We start from the raw sequence: 19,617 nt of genomic DNA, 5'->3' as shown, positions 1-19,617 counted from the left end.
GTTTCAGCCAACTTTGCGTTGCAGTTCGTTGTGATAAAATGGAACAACTGCGTTTTCGTAGATATCTGTAGTTGTTTTACCGGACACCGATTTTGTCGGACGTGAAAACAGATAGCCTTGCAGCTGGGTGCAGCCCAGTTCCTGCATGATAGCCAGTTCTTCCCTGGTCTCAATTCCTTCCGCGGTTGTTTCCATTCCCAGTTCCTGGGCCATGGAAACAATTGCACGGATAATCGCGAGGCTTTCAGTTGATCCCTGTGTAGCCGACTTTACAAAGCTGCGATCGATCTTGATGGTCGAAAAACTGGCGCGGCGCAGATAGCCAAGTGATGAATAGCCCGTGCCAAAGTCATCCAGAACCAAATTGATCCCCAGCGAACGTAAACCTTCCAGAATCGCATCCGTTTTTTCATGTTTGTCGAGAAAGACGCTTTCGGTAACCTCCAGTTCCAGCCTTTCCGGGCTGAGGCCGCTGGCGGCCAGAGCGCTGATGATGTTACTAGCTAGACCGCCTCCTTCAACCTGCAGAGCCGAAACATTGACAGAAAGCCTGACATGATCCGGCCAGGTTTTTGCATGCTCGCAGGCCGTGCGCAGAACCCAAGAGCCAATATGGCCAATCAGACGCGCTTCTTCTGCGATCGGAATAAAAATGGCTGGAGAAATCTCTCCGCGGGTGGGATGATCCCAACGCAGCAGAGATTCGTAACCGATAATCTCTTCACTGCTCGCATCTACAATCGATTGATAGGCAATCGACAGATCACCATTTTCCAGTGCATCACGCAGATCATTTTCCAGGATATGGCGCTCATCTGCTTCAATCTGCATGAATTTCTTGTAACGAACGCACTGCCCCCTGCCTGACTCTTTCCCATGGTAAAGAGCAAGGTCAGCGCTGCGCGTCAGCGTTTGGACATCATCACTGTCATTCGGCCCAACCGCCATACCAACAGTAGCTCCGACATTTACCGACGTTCCTTCAATGGAATGAGTACCGCTCAGCTGCTGAATTACCTCTTCACCGAGCTGTTCGAGTGCTCTGTCGCTTTCGATATCCGGAACCACCAAGGCAAATTCATCACCGCTCAAGCGAACGGCATGGGCCTTGTTGCCAGCCACATCCTTCAGATGTTCGGCAACATGGCAGAGCAGCTGGTCACCAATATTATGCCCTAGTGTATCATTGACCGTTTTGAAGCGGTCCAGATCGATCAGCATCACAGCACAACGTCTTCCGGCTTTGCCGGTTTGCGCAAGCGCGTCTGACAAGAGGATGCGGAAGTAGCCACGATTGGGGAGACCTGTTAACAGGTCATGTTTCGCGGCATGCGACAACCGGGCATTAGCCGCGCTAACCTCTTTACGCCGACGCCGGACGGAAACCACAGCAAAAAACAGAGCGCCGATAACCGCGAAAGCCACAACCAGTAACAGGCTGGTATAGCGCAGCGTAGTTTGCGATTGCGTCAGCAACAATTCCCGCTGCGCCTCTTTTGCTTCCAGCTTGGAGATCTCCAACTCACGATTGGCATCGTCAAATTGCGCCGCTAAAAGTGCCGAGTTGGTGGATGCAGCCAGATCACGACCATTATCGTCAAGACGTTTGAATGCGCGGAGATGCTGCAGAGCATCTTTATGGCGGCCCAGCGCACTGAATACTTCATGTGCTGTTGCGTGGTAGTCGCGATAGGACATTGTCGAGCTTTCCAGATCGACGCCTTCAAAAGTTCTGTTGATAAAATTCTCGGCCTGCATCAACCTGTTGTCAGCCACTGCAATCTGGGCTCTTGTTCCCCAAAGAAAAGGCTCCCATTCGGCCGCTGCACCGTCCGCGAGACCAAGACCTGAGGTCGCTGTCTTATCGGCTCTCTTCAGATCGCCCTGGGCATATTGTGCGAAGGCGAGATTGGTAAGAATGCGAGTTTGTAACAGCGCACTGTCCATTTCCTTTGCGACCTCTAGTGCAAGGCCATATTCCTTCTCAGCCTCGGCGAACTTACCCATATCGCGCAGAGCATTACCGCGATTATTATGCGACGAAAGGTTGAGAGCAGGATCATCTGCGTAAACCGATTTTGCCTGATCATAATAGCTCAAGACCCTCGGATAATCGCGGGCCTCATAATAGATCGAACCGATATTATGCAGAATGATCGCCTGACTGCGCTTCTGATCAAGCTTTTCATATATCCGGTAGGCAGAATGCAACGTCGCCAGAGCTTGCTCCACCCGGCCAGTCTGCCCAGCAATGGCGGCGGATGATTTCAGCAGATCCGCATGCAATTTGGTGTTAGGTGCAACCTGCTTAACGCTTTCCAGCGCCTCGGCAATGACCGGAGCCGCCTGCTTGGGCTTGTTGAGACGGGTCAACGCCTCCCCTTCCAACCACTGGCTGGTAGCAATCGAAATGGCCATCTGTGCCTGAGGCATGGCTTCTGCCATGATCGCCGCTTTACGTGCAGACTTCAGGGCAAGGCCCGGATCAGACATCATCGAAGATTTTGTCTCTGTGATCTTTGCATCAAATGGAGATAGCTCTGCGTCTGCTTGCGCGTTGGCAGCAGGGATGTTCCAGGTAGCGCTCAGCAATAGTGCCGCTGCTATTTTTCGTCCCAACATTTTTGCCACCCCCCGATTAGCAAATCGACTAACTACGGGTGAGTATGGTTACGCATATCACCCCTAAGAAATCTTTTAGAATGGGATACTTAGCAGACCACCTGCTATTATTTGGTTAACATTGTTACCTGAATTTCCACCATATTCAGCGCGGCCAAAGAAAGACAGTTCACCTCCCCCTTTCATCGGGGTGGCATAGAGAAATTCTCCGGTGAACCGGCGGCTCTCGTCGGCAATACTGAAACTGCGCGTAACATTTCCAATTTCGCCGGTTGATCTGTCAACTACTTCAACGGCACTATATTCAACTGTACCGTTTTCGATATGCATCGGCTGTGTGAACGACAGGCGCAAACGGTCATTTTTGCGCATCAACCCCTGTTTTCCGATGGAAAACGCATAAGCCGAACTTCTGACATTGCCGTTCGTCCGCAAATTCTGGTCGCTGCCACCATTTGACTTGGTAAGCGCGGCGGTGGCGGATGCAGCGATATTGATGCCGTGCGGCAGGTCGAAACTTGCTCCCAGTGTCATCGTTCTGCTCTGCGAACCGTGCCGTAGGTCGTTATCGAGCGCGGATTGGACACCGAGCAGGCCGTCTTTTTCGTCCAGGGTCGCGAAACTCACGCTCACTGTCGCAGCCTTTATCGGCTTATGTGTCATTCTAAGGTTGAATGCGCTGGCCTGATAATCCTTGGCACCGCGCAATTGCGCCCTTTCAGCTTCGGTTAGTTCGAAATTTTCCGAATGATCAAGACGGCGACTGGTCATACCAACTGCAATTTTGGTGTTTTTTGCAATCGCAAATTCGGCATCAACAAACCCGCCACCCGAGGCAAGGCCGAGAATGGGGTTCAAACCACCGTTGTTTGAATCATAATCTGACGTCAGACCAAATGACTTCTGGCCGAGCAAAGCGATCGCACCCTGTCCATAGCCTGCATTGAACGAGAATTTGCCCGCTGCATCGCCAAATTTCACTGCACTATGCGGGATTTCACCTTGCCGACCATTTCTCAGATACTGCGTCGGGTTAGCCGCCGATACCGCAAAGTTCCAACCTTCCCGTTTCGGACTCGCATAGCTGGCAATATCAGTAAATCCGCCCACTGTGTTCGATGCCGTAAAACCGTTGGTTGACCAATCAACGAACCGCTCGGTGATATAGGACTGAAAATATTCGTTGGATCCGGTCACGCTTGATTTTTGGCCAATTAGCTGGTCAGAAAACGGCACTACAAAGTCGCGATATGTTTTCCCAATGGTTTCAAACATGGTCAGGAAAATGCCATCGGCATTCCAGGTATCCCCCACGCCTGTCCTTTGCAGGTCTGACGCGGTTCGCTTGATCTTTTTGTTGTTCCGATACTCATAAAAATCAAGTGCGCCAAAATCTAAGGGTGACTGGGACGCCTCTACGTCAAGCAATCCTACACCATAGACATCATCAACACCTGGTTCGCCCAGATCCTTGGCAGATTTCAGAATGATGCTGACGGTTTCTTCCGGATGCTGAGCAAGCCAGGGCCAGCGGTCATGCAGCAATGTTATCGCACCCGATACCAATGGCGCAGCAAATGATGTGCCGGACCGTCGGGTTACACCGCCGTTGCCGTCAGCCATCAATATGAGTTCGCCGGGCGCGACAATAAAAATGTCCCGGAGATAGTTACCATCGACACAGTGGCCCGATGTCGAAAGACAAACCGATCCCGGCTTGTTTGACAGACTGGAAATATTCCCAACCGGATCAATGGCGCCGACCACAATCAGTCCAAAGTCTGCATTGCGTTTGAATTCGACATCTTGGGTCTGGGTCATGCCATCATTGCCAGCGGCAATCACAAACACGGTGTCATTCGCGACCTTTTTGACCTTGCTATCGTTAAACACATTGTTCCACTCAGGGTGCAGCGTCCAGCCCGACACGCCAAGAGACATGTTGATCACGCTGGCATTCGCACTCTTCAGCGAAACGATACCGTCTTGAATATCATCCCAGGACGCACTGCCCGTGTCGTCAAATGGGTTGTAGGTTGCGACTGAAGCATTAGGAGCGATCCCCATCACGCCGCGACCGTCGTGATCAGCAATCAAAAGACTGGCGACGCCGGTTCCATGCCCACCAACATGGGCCTGATAACCACCGGAATGGAAAACATTGCCTTCCAGGTCCGGATCATTGACGATCGAAGAGTCCAAAATGCCGATGACGCTATCTGCGCCACTGCCCTGAATTCTTGTCAGCTCTGGCGTCCAGTTGACGGCTTTCATCCAGTGATCAACGCGGTCGTTGCCAGTATATTCCATCAACCCGTCAAACCAATCCGTTACCAGCTGCGCACGCTTCGCGGCTGTCAAGGAACGGAAACCGGCGACCCGGTCACTGGTAATACCGAATTTTGAAAATAGCGGATCCAGAAATGCAGCTTCGAAAGATTGGCCTGTGCGTGCCTCTATGGCCGATCCCCAAACATTTCTGGACTGATTGATCAAATCCGTGATCTGATAGTTCAACCGGCTGGTTTTCCAGTTGGCATCGCCATTATTGGCGATATCATTCAGCTGCAAATTGGTCTGTCTCCAGCTCGCACCAAAACTCTGCCAAAAGCCGTTCATCTGGTGATAGCTCGGCAATATATGACCGGAGTCTGGATCTATAGCGCCTTCAAATGGATCAATATTGCCACCGAAGGGATCAACATTGCCAGCAAACGGGTCGATCGTTCCCCAAAGTGCCCGGATCTCGCCATGAAACGGATTAATATTCCCTGCGAACGGATCGATATTGCCCTCAAAAGGATTAATGTTGCCCGCAAATGGATCAACGTTACCTGCAAAGGGGTCAACATTACCGGAAAATGGGTCAATCGTTCCCGAAAACGGGTCGATAGTACCGGAAAATGGGTCAATGGAACCGGAAAACGGGTTGATATTGCCGCCCATCGGTACAACCGGGCGCAAATCCGGACCGGCTGCAGAACCGGAAACAGGAGCCTGCTCACCTTGTGCCACCATGACGTCATTGGCTGGCCAATCAGGCGCAACCTCTGTCGTCTGCGCGACGGATGGCACCGCAGTGCTCAATATGATTGTCGCAATAGCCAGTTGGCTGGAGCGATAGTTTCCTGGTCGTTTCATTTTTACCCCGTTCACCCACGAACTTATAATGAATGAATTAGGGGTCGTTTGTTAACCAGCGCGCAAAAATATAGATTAATAGTAATGTAACCACAGCCCGGCGCAGATTTCTCTACAATCTACTCTCACCATCATTGGTTTCAAAGCTGGTGAAGGCGGCCTAACCTGCTCAATTTTAGTCGGATTCGACCTCAAGCAGGGCTTTTTATTAATAGGAAACTTGCTTGAAAAAGACCTGCGATGGACATGATTCTTTAAACTCTATCGATTTGGACGAATAGCGGAAATAACAACCAATTTAGCTCTATCTCATATGTTAATATGACAATTAGCCTGTCTCAACATTGCAATGTCGCGCGATCCTGCGCACTAACTTGACATGCAAAACGCGAATCTGTTTTTCACCCTGGCCAGCTGTATCTTCTTCATGGGACTGGTTGCCTTTATTTCATGGCGAAAGACACGCGGCGGAGTAGACAGCCGTGACGGTTATTTTCTCGCCGGTCGCGGTCTTGGCAGCGTGTTTATTGCGGGTTCACTACTTCTGACCAACCTGTCGGCGGAACAGCTAATCGGTTTAAACGGCTCTGCCTATGGTTTTAATCTCAGTAGCATGGCGTGGGAGGTGACGGCGGCGGTTGCAACCATTGCCATGGCTCTGATTTTCCTGCCTCGTTATCTGGCCGGCGCTTTCACCACCCTGCCCGAGTTTCTCGCGGATCGTTTTGATGCCGATGTCCGCCGGATGTCGGTGATTTTATTCATGCTCGGCTATGGACTAATAACCATCCCTTCGGTGCTTTATTCCGGTTCCATTGCGGTCATGCAGCTTTTTGATGTCCCCGATTTGCTAGGCATTTCCTATTTCGAGGCGCTGGTTGTCACAGTGCTGACAATCGGGGGGATTGGTTCAATTTATGCCATTTTTGGTGGCCTCAAGGCTGTCGCTGTGTCCGATACGATAAATGGCATTGGGTTGCTGATAATCGGGATACTTGTACCAGTGCTCGGTCTGATAGCTCTGGGCGAGGGAAATTTCGGGCTAGGTTTGGACAAGCTGGTTAGTGATCATCCCGAGAAACTCAACGCCATTGGCGGCGAAGATGATCCCACGCCGTTCGGAACCTTGTTCACAGGAATGCTCTTTGCCAATCTCTTTTACTGGTGCACCAATCAATATGTGATCCAACGAACGCTGGGAGCATCCTCTTTGGCTGAGGGGCAGAAGGGCGTGCTTTTTTCCGGTTTTTTCAAGGTGTTGGTGCCATTCATGATGATGATACCGGGCGTTATTGCCTTTCATCTTTATGGTCCAGGCCTTGGCTCCATTGATCAAGCCTATCCACGGCTGATCAAGGACGTGATGCCGGTTTATCTGGCCGGCTTCTTTCTCGCGGTCCTGCTGGGCGCAGTGTTCAGCTCGTTCAATTCGTTGCTCAACAGTGCCGCAACCTTGTTCTGCCTGGACGTTTACGGTCCATGGCGGAAAAACAAGGCGAGCGATGCCGATCTGGTTCGGGTGGCAAAAATTGCGAGTATCGTCATCGCGCTGTTTTCGTTTGTCATGGCACCTTTGCTCTACTTCGCTGAGCAGGGACTATGGCAGATCATCCGGATATTCACAGGTTTTTATAACATTCCTACAGTAGTTATTGTTATTATGGGTTTATTTACTAAACGCATCCCTGCAATTGGCGCCAAAATCGTTATCGTGTTTCATGTCACCGCCTATGCGCTGCTTCGCTTCGTAGTTGATGAAGCGATCACGATTCACTTCCTCCACCAATATGCCATCCTATTTGTAATCGAAGTCATGATCATGCTGATTGCGGGATATCTGCGCCCCCGCGAAACACCCTGGAATTTCAAAATCAACGCGCAGGTGGACCTGCAACCCTGGCGCTTTGCAAAACCGCTGGCCGCAACCCTCTTTTCCTGCGTTGTTGGGCTCTATCTGCTGTTCTCGTCTATAGGACTGGCCTCTGGCGAAGGGCTTGGCACCCTGTTCTACTCGTTGATGATGACCATAGTCCTCGCCAATATCATCTATTGGGCATGGGCGGCCAAATCGCGGACTGTGGCCCCGTCAAATCAGCCTATTTGATGAGTGATGCCAGCACCTTGCGTTTACCTTTAAATGGCCGTCGACCGTGCATGACCATGAAATTATCGACCAGCGCCACGTCCCCAGCCTGCCATTCCAGATCATAGCTCAGATCATCTGCCAGCCCGATTGCCGTTGCCATGCTTTTCGCAGCAATGGGTGATCCATCGCCAAAACAAATCGATTTTGACGGATCATTACGTTTGTCCGCCCAACCGCGATAAGCAGCGATGAGCTGATTGAAAAACACCCGCCGTCCATCGGGCAGCGTGCGCACCGCATCCAGTCTGGGCGATGTTACACGCAATGTACCATCATCCTGCCACTCCCAGTCATAACCAAGTGCGTCGAGCCGCTTCTCCGCCGCCTTTTTGTCTGCGGCATTGAGCGTGCTTTGCCAGCTGCGGCCCTGACCAGAACCTGAATCATCAGCCGCTGGCATAACATTGGTATAGCGCACGCCTTTTGTCGTGAAGGCATCCACCAGCTGTGGCTCTGCCTCTTCCAGTTTGTTCAATAATATATCCGACCGGCAAAGTGGCGTCGCGCCGCCTTCGTCTGCGGCAATATTGCAATAGAAAAACAGTTTGGACGGATAAATCGGCGTTTGTGCCATTTCATGATGGAGGAAGATGCTGGTCTCCGGCGGCGCTTCGTTGGCGGTAAAAACGCGCGGCGTAAGATTAATCCGGACCGCATTGGAAAGCGATTCTTCGTAAGGAAAATTCTCTGCACCATAAGACTCAACCGCAATGTCAAAATCTTCCACTGCCGGAACATGAAAACCGCGAAACAGAACTGCACCGCTTTTCTTGAGTTGCTCGTCCACGTCACCTCGCCCATTAGCTAGATAATCCGCCAGGTTCGATCCGCTATCGGACGTAATTATTTCGGGGAAAGCAACATCATTCCAGTTCTGCTGTTTCATCGCCTGTCCTTAGTCATAAATCGGGTTAAACAGGCCGAAAGCCGCTTCGCAAAACACGCCGGGGTCATTGAATCGCCGGTTGGCGTTTAGCGCGGAAATTGCGTGCATCTGGTCTTCGCTTAGCGAGAAATCATTTATCGCAAGGTTTTCCCGCATTCGCTGCGGATTGCTGCTCTTCGGAATAATGGATGTACCGCGCTGCGTAGCCCAGCGCAGCACGACCTGCGCCGGTGTCTTGGCGTGCGCCGCTGCAGTTTCCTGAACAACTGTTTCGGTCAACACGCTGTCAGCTTGGCCCGCCATGTCAATCTCTACATAAGAAAGCGCTGCAAGGGGCGAAAAGGCGGTGACAGAAATGTCATATTGATGTGCCAACCGGATCAGTTTTTCCTGTGTCAGATAAGGGTGAGCCTCAATTTGCAGTACCGCTGGTTTGACCGTGGCATAGCTCATCAGGTCATGGATCAAGGCGCTGTTATAATTACATACGCCAATCTTGCCTACCATGCCGGCATCCACCAACTTTTCCATAGCTTGCCAAGTGTCTTGCAGCGACACTGGCGCACGCTTCATTTGCGGATTGTCGGTGCCGGGGTCAAACAACCACTCTGGGGGATAGCGCGTTTCGATGGGCACATATTCCAGCGCAATCGGAAAATGGACAAGATAGAGGTCCAGATAATCCAGACCCAGATCATCAAGAGATTTTTGACAGGCGCTTTCCACATGATCGGGATGATGAAAAGTGTTCCATAATTTGGATGTGATCCACAGCTCATCCCGGGTTACAAGCCCTTCGGCGATAGCGCGGTTCAGGCCCTCCCCAACCTCCGCCTCATTTGCATAATCCGCTGCGCAATCGAAATGCCGATACCCGGCTTTTACAGCTTCCACCACGATATCGGCAGCATCTTCTCTGCTCACTTTCCATAAGCCAAATCCAATTTCGGGCATTTGCGTCATAGATTATCCTTTGTTGGAAGTAAGCTGCACCGGCAAACCGGTTGCGATGGATTCATGCGCTGCGGCTCCGATCTCGACTGACCGCAGTCCGTCATATGTCGAGATTTCCGGTGCACCGCCATCCAATAAAGCCTTGTGAAACTTCAGCAATTGAAAATAAGTCGCCCCATGGTGGTCTCCCGCCTTCAAAGCATGCTCGGGCGTAGAAATGGACTCTGTCACAGGCTCGGAGCCATTGCGCGGCGACCAGGTGACATTGGCCGATGGAATTCCGACCTCCAGCTTGCCCTGTTCGCCGAGCGCATAAATCTGTTCCTGCTCCTCAGAACCTTCGGCAAACATGCATAGATCCAGCACAGCACGAGCCCCCTTGGCGAATTCGAGTATCACATAGGCATTGTCGAGAATATCTGGAATCCTGCCCCCATAGCTCTCATCGAGATGGTTCACATCCTGCCCTCCCGATGCAAAAACCCTGACGGGTTCGTCCTGCAATATATGCCGCATCAGGTCGAAGAAATGACAGCACTTCTCGACCAATGTGCCACCGGTATTCTCGCTGAACCGGTTCCAGTCGCCAACCTTCTGTAGAAATGGAAAACGATGCTCGCGAATTGAAAGCATCTTGACCGATCCGGTTACACCGCTGTGCACCCGCTCGATAAATCTGGTGACGGGCGGCATGTAGCGATATTCCAGACCGATCCACAAAAGATACGGATGGTCCTGTGCTGCCTCATGCAATGCGCGTGCGTCTTCAACAGTCGTACACATAGGTTTTTCTAGCAAGATCGCGACGGAATGCTTCATCACCTCCTGCATGATCGGAAAATGGGTGTGGTTGGGTGCGGCGATTATGACGGCATCAATCGCTTCACATGCAAACATCTCTTGTGTGCTTGCATAGCAAACCGGATTGGCACCCAGTTTCTGTGCATGATCGCGCGAGCCTTCCAGCGAGCCCTTGTTCGGATCGGACAGCGCCACAAGCGTCACTTCATCCAATAGAGCAATATTGCTGATATGCTCACGACCCATCATCCCGGCACCGATAATCGCGTATCTCTTTTTCACCCGTTTCCGTTCTTTCAATGAGCTTTAATGCGAAACTATTTTGTAGTGGGATTGTGCGATTTGGTAAAACCTGTCTTTTAGAACCGCAATGTAATGCCCCGCGCAAGAGCAGGTGAGATTGCTTCAGCCACGCGCAAAGCCTTCGTCATACCAATATTTACCTCATCCTGATCACGCTCGATTGCGACGACAATTTGCCGTGCACATTCCTCAGGCGGCATCTTCTTGGTCGGGTTGCCATCATTCATCTGCGTGTCAACAACCGGCGGTAGCGCCTCGATCACGCGGATATTGGAATCCTTGAGCTGTTCACGCAGACCAAGCGTGTAAAACCGCAACCCCGATTTGGTAGCGCAATATATCGGCGTGCGGGCAGCCGGTGCAATGGCAAGACCCGAGGTGACATTGACAATTGCCGCCTGCGGCCGTTTGCGCAGACTGGGCATCAGGCCGGTGATCAATCGGATGGGTGCGTTAAGATTGGCATAGATGCAATCATCGGCCGCATCGGCAACCGGATTGCCCTCACGAAAGTCATGATCGACAAGCTGACCGGCATTATTGAGCAGGACATCAATATCCCTGCTACCCCATTTCGTGAGCAACGCATCCACGCCGGCTGCATTGGACAGGTCGGCCTCAATATACTCGAAACCTTCCTCGCGCATCGCCGCCAACCGCTCAGGATTCCGGCCAGTTAGCGTGACCTTGGCACCTTTTTCCTTCAACTGGCGCGCAATCTCGCGGCCGATACCTGCACTGCCACCGGTCAGCAGGACGTTTTTATCTGCAAGTTCCATTTTTGGCCCACCCATGCCTTTCCAGAGAATACACAATCTTCCCGCACCTTTGCAGTATTCAGGATTATGGGCAACCGCGGAATCTGGAAAGTTTTTCGCAAATGTACCAAAAGCTTAATGTGACACTAATTGGGCTCACTTTCATCGTGGCGCGCTCTTAGCGCATGATAAGACGTAAATAGCATCTCCTTGCCTGCAGACCATAAAGCGAACGCCAAGCCTAGCGACGCTTACGGCCGCGAAGTGACAATCGCCAGGGACGGCGAGATTTGCCAAATTCCAGTGAAGGCTGCCCCACAGTAGTTTTGGTTACCAGCTTTCGGTTTCGTTCGAGGAAAATTGCAGTGATGATCCCTGCGATCGCGCCAAACAGATGCGATTCAAAGGAAACGAAGCCTGCGGTGGGCAATACACCAAACACCATGCCGCCGTAGAAAAAGACAACGCCAAGCGCGACAACAATGTTCCGGAAACTGCGCTCTATCCATCCGAGCGCGATGATCAGGCTCCATAACCCGAATATCCAGCCACTTGCGCCAATGTGCAGGGCATCGCGGGCAAATAACCAAACGAGGATACCGGTGATTGTGATAATCAGGAAGCTGGCGACCAGAAAATAGCGCCTGCCTTGGAGCAAACACAGGAAGCTGAACACCACTATCGCAAGCATGTTATTTCCCAAATGCGTGAAATCACCATGCAGCCACGGCGCGGCGAAGATCGTGTAAATGCTGTTAATCTCTCGTGGCTCGATGCCAAAACTATTCAGATAACCGCCGGATAACAGATTGGCGAAATGGACCGCGACAAATAATCCGCACAATATCGCTATGACTTTCAGGCGTTCTGTCAGGTTCGGAATTTTCATTGGTCCGTATGGCCTAGCATCCGGTCAACCGCACTGCAAATTTGCTGGGTACCGGTCGGCTGCTATGAGCGCAAAAGCGGACGCTAGCAATTATAGGGAAAACAATTTAGCTATAGAAGAATGAAACTCATCAAAAGAAATAGCCCTGCAAGTTTCAATCCCTCATTGCTCAACGTTTTGTTCATAACAATTCTTACTTGGGCGCCTTTAATTTCTGTGATTGTGCCCGCTTTTTTGCATGGCGGAATCAACGAAGAAGCTTTCGGGACGGGCTCCCGCTATTATCGATCTCCGCACGCATATTTTACAATAATGACGCTCGGAACTCTGGTGTTTCTATGCATCAGTTTCATCCCAATGTGCCGGAGTTTTGTAAGAGGCTATTTTGTCAAATTTTCTGAAAGCACTGTTTATTTCAAGCATAAAAAGTTCGATGTCAGTGACATCAAGAAAATTGAATCATTCAATCAATTTGGTAAAAACTATAAATTCATCCTGAAAAACGGAAAAACTGTTGTTCTACCTACAGGAATTAATCGAAATATATCCGATTACGTCGAAAATAGATTTCATAGTATAATCACTTCATAGATGATCGTTGAACGGGGTTTCTAATGTCCGCTTTCGGAATAAAGCGGACACAGGATTTCCCTGCAACAGTAATTCCGATCAAGTAACGCTCTTCAGAAGAACCACTGAGGGTAATTCGTACCAAGTCGTCTTACTTTGGCAAGCCATGCGATTCTGAAGCACTTACCGGGTTGATCCAGGCCAAATATGAATCTGCCTATATTTTAAAATGGTAGCGGAGGAGGGACTCGAACCCCCGACACATGGATTATGATTCCACTGCTCTAACCACCTGAGCTACTCCGCCATCGGTTTCTCTGCAGGACTTGAATCGCTACAAAAAACCTTGGATCGCGGCGCTATAGTCGCCGCATCTTTATCGGTCAACAAGTTGCCTGTCATTTTCTTGTACTTGCAACCTGGCAGCCATCCGCGCTAACAGTCATGCCCTTGCCGCTCGGCGGCGCAATGGGGCCGAAAATGAACAAATCCTACGACATATTGATCGTTGGCGCGGGCCATGCCGGCGCGCAAGCCGCTATCGCGCTGCGGCAGCAGAAATTTGAAGGCACAATCGGCCTTATGGGCAATGAAAAATACCCGCCCTATGAACGCCCGCCGCTGTCCAAGGAATATCTGGCCGGAGACAAACCGTTCGAGCGTATCATGCTGCGCCCCGAGAGTTTCTGGGGTGAACGCAATATCGATCTGCTAACCGGTTGCCGGGTGTCGAAAGTGGATCCGATGGAAAAGACGGTCACGCTGAGCACCGATGACGAAATTGGTTACCATAAGCTGATCTGGGCTACAGGTGGCTCGCCCAGAATGCTGGATTGTCCGGGCAGTCAGGCGCGCAATATTCACGGTGTGCGATCTCGCGCAGATGTCGACAAGATCATGGCCGCCCTGCCCTCAACGGATAAAGTCGTGGTTGTGGGCGGTGGTTACATCGGCCTCGAAGCAGCGGCCGTACTCACAAAACTCGGTAAGAGTGTCACGATACTGGAATCGCTTGACCGGGTTTTATCGCGGGTCGCCGGCGAAACTCTGTCTCGCTTTTATGAAGAAGAACATCGCCGGCAAGGTGTCACGGTCGAGCTAAATGCCATGGTAGAGTCTTTTGAGACCAATGACGACGGAATGGCGACCGGCGTCAGGCTTGCTGACGGACGTGTTCTAGATGCAGATATGATCATTGTTGGCATCGGTATTATTCCGGAGACTGGTCCACTGGTGGCGGCTGGTGCTGCTGCTGGCAATGGCGTCGATGTGGATCAAACGTGCCGCACCAGCCTGAATGGTGTTTACGCCATTGGTGATTGCGCCGCGCATGCCAATCGTTTTGCTGACGGTGCACATATCCGGCTCGAATCCGTGCAAAATGCAAACGATCAGGCGAAGGTAGCGGCACTCGATATTATTGGCGAAGAATGCGAATATGATGCAGTGCCATGGTTCTGGTCCAATCAATATGATCTCAAACTGCAGACGGTCGGTTTATCCACCGGCCATGATGAATATATTGTACGTGGTGATCCGGCCAACCGGTCATTCTCGATTATATATCTGAAGGATGGCAAAGTGATCGCTCTTGATTGTGTGAATGCAACCAAGGATTACGTACAAGGCCGCAAAGTCGTTGAGGCAGGCCTTGCGCTGGATCGCACACAACTGGCGGACCCAGATATTCCGATTAAGGAAGTCGAAAGCGCTTAACCACGAAACGGCCATTCGCCAATAGATTGCCAAGGTCCATCCATATAATGATGCAGTGCCAGTCCTTTGATCTGTAATGGGCGCGGCTCAAATTCCAGTGACAATTTTGTCATCAGCGCTTTCGCTTCTTTCGCTGATACCTTGTTCTGCACCGTGACATGCAATCGTGGTGTCTGCTGATCCTGAGCGACCAGCAGCCCGTGAAATCTGTCCGCCAGTTCCATTCGCATCGCCAGCAGATCGGGCGAATGCAGCTGATAGGCTACCCCGCTGCCAAGGTGGATCAAGCGCTGCAGAGACGTTACCGGAGGCGCGATATATCGGGTCATGTCCTTCACCGCCTGCTTGATCTCGTCCAATGCTTGCGGCGGTAGATGATGAAACAGCGTGATATGCGCAGGCAGGACATTACGCTCTGCCGGATAATATTTCCGACGCAGCGCATCGGCCCAAGCGAGATCTTGTTTTCCCATCTCAGCGGTCATGATGACCGGTTTATTTTCCGCTATCATTCGTACAGACTATCGCCAAAAAAGAAGGACTGCGAACGAATAATCTCGCTCGGGCAGAATGGCAAAACACCGCAGGCAAAAAGAGATTTTTTTCCCGTGTTTCTTGCTATGATGACCAGGCATGCTGGGAGGAGCAAATTTATGACACAAGATAAGAAGCCGCCTGTCTGGTTCTGGGCCCTGGGAATATTCGCCCTGATATGGAATGGCCTTGGTATCGGTGCCTATGCCAATGACATCATGATGACGGCCGAAAAGCTTGCCAGTATGACTGAGCTGGAGCAGAACCTGTTTGTCAATCGGCCCTTCTGGGCATCGGCCGCCTTTGCAGTTGCCGTCATTGGCGGTTTCATGGGGTCGATCATGCTGCTTTTGCGCAGGCGGATAGCAGTAAGGTTATTCCTGATGTCTCTGATCGCGGTGCTGATCCAGTTCGCCAGCTATTTCATTCTTGACGGCTATGCGGACTATTTCAGCCAGAACGGATGGTTCATGCCCATATCCATCCCCATTCTTGCGGTCGCTTTTCTGTTGTTCGCACGCTGGGCAGAGAAAAGCGGATTCCTTCGATAATATTCCGGTGATCAGGTTTTGGTACTGAATGGTGTAAAATTGGTGGATTCATCGTAAATATCGACACCCTCACGCCGCTTCAGCCAGCCCACTACTGCATAGGTAACCGGTGTCAGCACCGCCTCCCACAGGACTTTGAGCAGCCAATTGGTCACCATCACGGTCAGCACGGCCGACGTTTCCCAGATGCCCCAAAAAGCCAACGGATAGAAAATCAGGCTGTCCACGCCCTGTCCGACCACCGTTGACCCGATGGTTCGAGACCAGAGCGCCCTGCCCTGCGTCCAGACTTTCATTCGTGCCATCACGTAGCTGTTCACGAACTCTCCAGCCCAAAACGCCAGAATTGACGCGGCAACAATGCGCGGAACCTGACCGAAAACACTTTCATAGGCGGCCTGCCCTTCCCAGCCATCGGCAGGTGGCAAAGACACCACGACCCAACTCATGAAGGCCATAAAGACCATCGCGGCAAAACCCGCCCAGATGACCCGCCGGGCCCGCGCATAGCCGTAGACCTCAGTCAGAATATCGCCAATGACATATCCTAGTGGAAAGAAAAGGATACCAGCGCCGTAAACCCATTGCTCACCGCTAATGGTCACAAAGGTCGGCTTCGCCGCACCGATAATGTTGGAAAGCAGCAGGATGGTCACAAAGGCCGCCATCACAAAATCGAAATAGCGAAAATTGTGACCGGACTGACTGGCAGCACTGCTGCGCTTAACTGGTTCGGAGTTCATCCACCGATGATTAGCCAATTACCACAAAGTTTCAATGGTATAACTTGCGCGGACTCCGCAACATCCGCCAAACTCAATCCGATATCAGTGCCACTTCCGCCTCATCGTTTTCTTCCGGCGCAGGAAGAATATATGCAGCCACTGCGGCGTTGGACCCGAAGATCCGCTTCGCCATAACACTAATATCCTTAACCGTCATTTCGCGCAAAACGCTCTCACGCATGCGATGCCGAACCATTCCATATCCACTCGTTTGCGCATCTCGGAGCACGCTCATCCAATAGCCATTATTCTGGAGCGAGCTGTCAATATCGTCGACAATAGGCTTCAACGCCCGTTGAAAAACATCCCCGTCAATAGGCTCCGCTGCCAGTTGTTCTCCGACTTGCAAAATAGCCTGACGGACCTCGTCAGTCTTTTCAGGTGCGGCCGTCACGCTGGCAAACATATAACCATAATCGTCATACAGGTTGCTCACGAACATCCCTGCGCCTGGTGAATAGGTCAGGCCCATATCTTCCCGAAGAACGTTCGACAAACGGTTGCGGAATATACTGCGCAAGACCTGCATACGCAGAGGATCTTTGGGGTCGGAAGCATCCGGTGCCGGCCAATATACGCGCACCATGGCTTGATCAGCATTGCCCTGATGATAATATGTAAATGGTTCGGCAGGCTGTGACGGAAATTCCAGATTACGCATCTCCGGAAACGCACCTTTGCTATCAGCACGTTCTGGCAAGGCTCCAAATGTCCGCGCAACCTCAGCGATGGCAGTAGCCCTGTCGATGTCACCCACAATAGTAATTTCTATCAAACCGTTTTGCAGCTGTGGGTCAATCCAGTCCCGGACATCCTGGATTTCGGGAGACAAAAAGGCCTCCAGATCAGAAAAACCATAACGCGGATCACCGGAGCGGATCATCCGTGGTAATTCCTTTTCCGCGACCGTCATCGGTGAAGCTTTGTGGGTTGGGTACCAGGCTTCCATTTTCTCATGATAGCGTTTAGCCGTCTGCTGACGATAAGCAGGCGCCGTGATATGCGCTGTCATCAAATTCATCTGGTCAGCAAAGTCTTTCGGGTCCGTGCGACCGACAACTTCCAAAGCATCATTATCAGGACGCAGGCGAACACGGGCTCCGACATTCTTGCCTGCAAACAGTGTTTGCAGATCATCTGCACTATGCCCCTCCACGCCGCTGCGGCTCAAAAGATTTTCCGCCAGTCTGCGCAGTTCTTCACTTTTTTCCGGCATCGATAGGAAGCCGCTGCCAACTCTCACGCGGATACCGATTGTATCAGCATCAAAATCCGTCTGCTTGAAATTCAGCCGAACATTATTGGCAAAGGTGATGGTATAAGCATCGGCATCGGCCAGATAGGATTCTTTTTCAACGCGCCCGGGTTCTCCGAATTCGGTATAGGCAAATTTTGTGGCCTGCTGGCTTTGCGGTGCTGAAACAGCAATTTGACGGGATGCCAGAAATGCGGACCTTATCTCCTTTTCAGGATTGTCAATTTTCCGGCTGGTGGCGAGATAAACTACCGGCTGTTCAAAACCCGCCCAACGTTCACGAAACACTCGCTCCACGTCTTCTAGCGTTATTTCCGCCGCAAACTCCTCAAAACGCGCAAGGCTGTCTTCTGGTGCGGTGAACACCCGTTCGTTGGCGAAACTGTCCACCAGTTCCTTGGCATAATTATATTCCAGCCTTGCATAGGTCTTGCGCGTACCCTTGCGATCTACGGCGACCTGCTGCGCTTTACGCTGCCTTGCGATAACCTCATCCAGTTCGGCTTGCGAAAAACCATAGGCCAGCGCCCGCCGGATCTCCTGATCCCCTGCTGCCAATGCCTCTTTCCAATTGTCCGGTCCACTGCGTAACCGAATGATCCACGCGTCAACAGTATCTTCCGGCGCATAGCGGCTGATGGACCCGTTCAGGAAATTCGCCTCACCTGTATCAATCATACGGTCGAGCCGGCGATTGACAATCTGTGCGCCAAGCGCCCTCAACAGCCCTTCTTTTCGTCTTGCCTTGTTGTCCGGCCATTTCACATAGGGTTGCAACGATCCCAATGACACAAAGGTAAGTATCTCGTCATGGTGGTGGTAGCCGATTTTCCCCGGAACAATGTCAGCGGGTGGGAGCTTCACCTGCGGAAGTGCCTTTGTTTTCGGACGCCAATCACTGAAATAGGCCTTGATTTTTTCGATCGCTAGGTCAGTTTCGACGTCACCGATAAATGCGATGAAAGTATTTTCCGGGCGATAATAACTGCGATAATATTTGACAAACTCTGATCGCGGCATTGTTGCGATGGTTTCATCCACGCCGATTGGCAAGCGATCAGTCAGGCCGCTGCCTTCCGTCAAAAAACCCATATTGGCGATCAGAGCGCGGAAATTGATGGAATCCCGGCTGCGTTTCTCCGAAGCAATCACTCCCCGCTCCCGTTCGATGGCTTCTTCGTCGAGAGTCAGGTTCTCCGCTGTTTCACGCATCAGGAAAAACGCTTCGTTCAAAATGTCGTCACCCACCGTTGGCAGGTTGAGTTTATACGTGGTCTGGCTGAAACCAGTGCTCGCATTGGTGTCGGCGCCAAATGCCAGGCCATAGCGCTCCAGACGCTTGATCATCTCACCTTCTGCAACATTCTTGGAACCGTTGAAGGCCATATGTTCAAGAAAATGAGCAATGCCTCTCTGCTCTTTCGTCTCGTTCAGTGAACCGGTGGCAATCCGCATGCGCACAGCCGCAACACCGCTCGGCGTGCTGTTTTTCATCACCGCATAGCGCAAACCGTTTTCGAGCGTTCCGTAAACCACTCGCGAATCCGGCTTTAGATCGCTAGCATCATGGGCAAATCCACCATTGCTATCATCACCTTTGGCCATTGCGGGACTTACTGCAAACAAGGAAAAGGCTGCAAACAATGTAGGAGCAAATCGCAAGCGGGATTTCTGTCGCATTATTAATTCTCCGGGGAATCAGGGGA

The 19,617-nt window shown here is 51.5% G+C and carries 13 protein-coding genes and 1 tRNA gene; 3 read left to right on the top strand and 11 right to left on the bottom strand.

Annotation, left to right across the window (positions count from 1 at the left end):
• Positions 1-3: 3 nt before the first annotated feature.
• Positions 4-2,622, bottom strand: coding sequence for an EAL domain-containing protein (locus AC6I9Z_RS10535; RefSeq protein ID WP_461455809.1), 2,619 nt, complete (start codon positions 2,620-2,622; stop codon positions 4-6).
• Between the two features lie 75 nt (positions 2,623-2,697).
• Entirely contained in the window at positions 2,698-5,763 is a 3,066-nt protein-coding gene (locus tag AC6I9Z_RS10530; protein ID WP_461455808.1) for a S8 family peptidase, read from the bottom strand.
• A gap of 379 nt (positions 5,764-6,142) precedes the next feature.
• Here AC6I9Z_RS10530 and AC6I9Z_RS10525 point away from each other — a divergent pair, with 379 nt between their 5' ends.
• Positions 6,143-7,867 (top strand): solute:sodium symporter family transporter, encoded by a 1,725-nt coding sequence (locus tag AC6I9Z_RS10525; RefSeq protein WP_461455807.1) that lies wholly within the window; start codon positions 6,143-6,145, stop codon positions 7,865-7,867.
• Here AC6I9Z_RS10525 and AC6I9Z_RS10520 read toward each other — a convergent pair.
• From AC6I9Z_RS10520 to AC6I9Z_RS10495, 6 genes are all read right to left on the bottom strand, one after another.
• Complete coding sequence (locus AC6I9Z_RS10520; protein WP_461455806.1) at positions 7,860-8,795, bottom strand: TauD/TfdA family dioxygenase; 936 nt, start codon at positions 8,793-8,795, stop codon at positions 7,860-7,862. The genes AC6I9Z_RS10525 and AC6I9Z_RS10520 overlap by 8 nt on opposite strands.
• A 9-nt stretch (positions 8,796-8,804) precedes the next feature.
• On the bottom strand, positions 8,805-9,758 hold the full coding sequence (locus tag AC6I9Z_RS10515; protein WP_461455805.1) for an aldo/keto reductase: 954 nt from the start codon (positions 9,756-9,758) through the stop codon (positions 8,805-8,807).
• A 3-nt stretch (positions 9,759-9,761) separates the two neighbouring features.
• Positions 9,762-10,832, bottom strand: a complete 1,071-nt coding sequence (locus tag AC6I9Z_RS10510) for a Gfo/Idh/MocA family protein (protein ID WP_461455804.1) — start codon at positions 10,830-10,832, stop codon at positions 9,762-9,764.
• Positions 10,833-10,909: 77 nt separating this feature from the next.
• Positions 10,910-11,632 (bottom strand): SDR family oxidoreductase, encoded by a 723-nt coding sequence (locus AC6I9Z_RS10505; RefSeq protein ID WP_461455803.1) that lies wholly within the window; start codon positions 11,630-11,632, stop codon positions 10,910-10,912.
• A gap of 220 nt (positions 11,633-11,852) precedes the next feature.
• A complete protein-coding gene (locus AC6I9Z_RS10500; RefSeq protein ID WP_461455802.1) occupies positions 11,853-12,500 on the bottom strand; it encodes a rhomboid family intramembrane serine protease in 648 nt (215 codons plus the stop codon).
• 800 nt (positions 12,501-13,300) lie between these two features.
• A tRNA-Met gene (locus AC6I9Z_RS10495) sits at positions 13,301-13,377 on the bottom strand.
• A 173-nt stretch (positions 13,378-13,550) separates the two neighbouring features.
• Here AC6I9Z_RS10495 and AC6I9Z_RS10490 point away from each other — a divergent pair.
• A complete protein-coding gene (locus AC6I9Z_RS10490; RefSeq protein WP_461455801.1) occupies positions 13,551-14,786 on the top strand; it encodes an NAD(P)/FAD-dependent oxidoreductase in 1,236 nt (411 codons plus the stop codon).
• Here the strand turns inward: AC6I9Z_RS10490 and AC6I9Z_RS10485 are convergent.
• Positions 14,783-15,298: a 2'-5' RNA ligase family protein gene (locus tag AC6I9Z_RS10485; RefSeq protein WP_461455800.1), complete on the bottom strand. Its 516-nt coding sequence runs from the start codon at positions 15,296-15,298 to the stop codon at positions 14,783-14,785. The two genes, AC6I9Z_RS10490 and AC6I9Z_RS10485, sit on opposite strands and share 4 nt — an antisense overlap.
• Positions 15,299-15,439: 141 nt before the next feature.
• Between AC6I9Z_RS10485 and AC6I9Z_RS10480 the strand changes: the two genes are divergently transcribed.
• Positions 15,440-15,871, top strand: coding sequence for a hypothetical protein (locus AC6I9Z_RS10480; RefSeq protein ID WP_461455799.1), 432 nt, complete (start codon positions 15,440-15,442; stop codon positions 15,869-15,871).
• Positions 15,872-15,882: 11 nt separating this feature from the next.
• Here the strand turns inward: AC6I9Z_RS10480 and AC6I9Z_RS10475 are convergent, their stop codons facing one another.
• Both AC6I9Z_RS10475 and AC6I9Z_RS10470 read right to left on the bottom strand, forming a co-directional pair.
• Entirely contained in the window at positions 15,883-16,614 is a 732-nt protein-coding gene (locus AC6I9Z_RS10475) for a queuosine precursor transporter (RefSeq protein ID WP_461455798.1), read from the bottom strand.
• A 73-nt stretch (positions 16,615-16,687) separates the two neighbouring features.
• Positions 16,688-19,591, bottom strand: coding sequence for a M16 family metallopeptidase (locus AC6I9Z_RS10470; RefSeq protein ID WP_461455797.1), 2,904 nt, complete (start codon positions 19,589-19,591; stop codon positions 16,688-16,690).
• Positions 19,592-19,617 lie beyond the last annotated feature (26 nt).

The sequence above is a fragment of the Parasphingorhabdus sp. genome (assembly GCF_059726685.1).
This window is presented reverse-complemented; position numbering and strand designations above follow the sequence as displayed.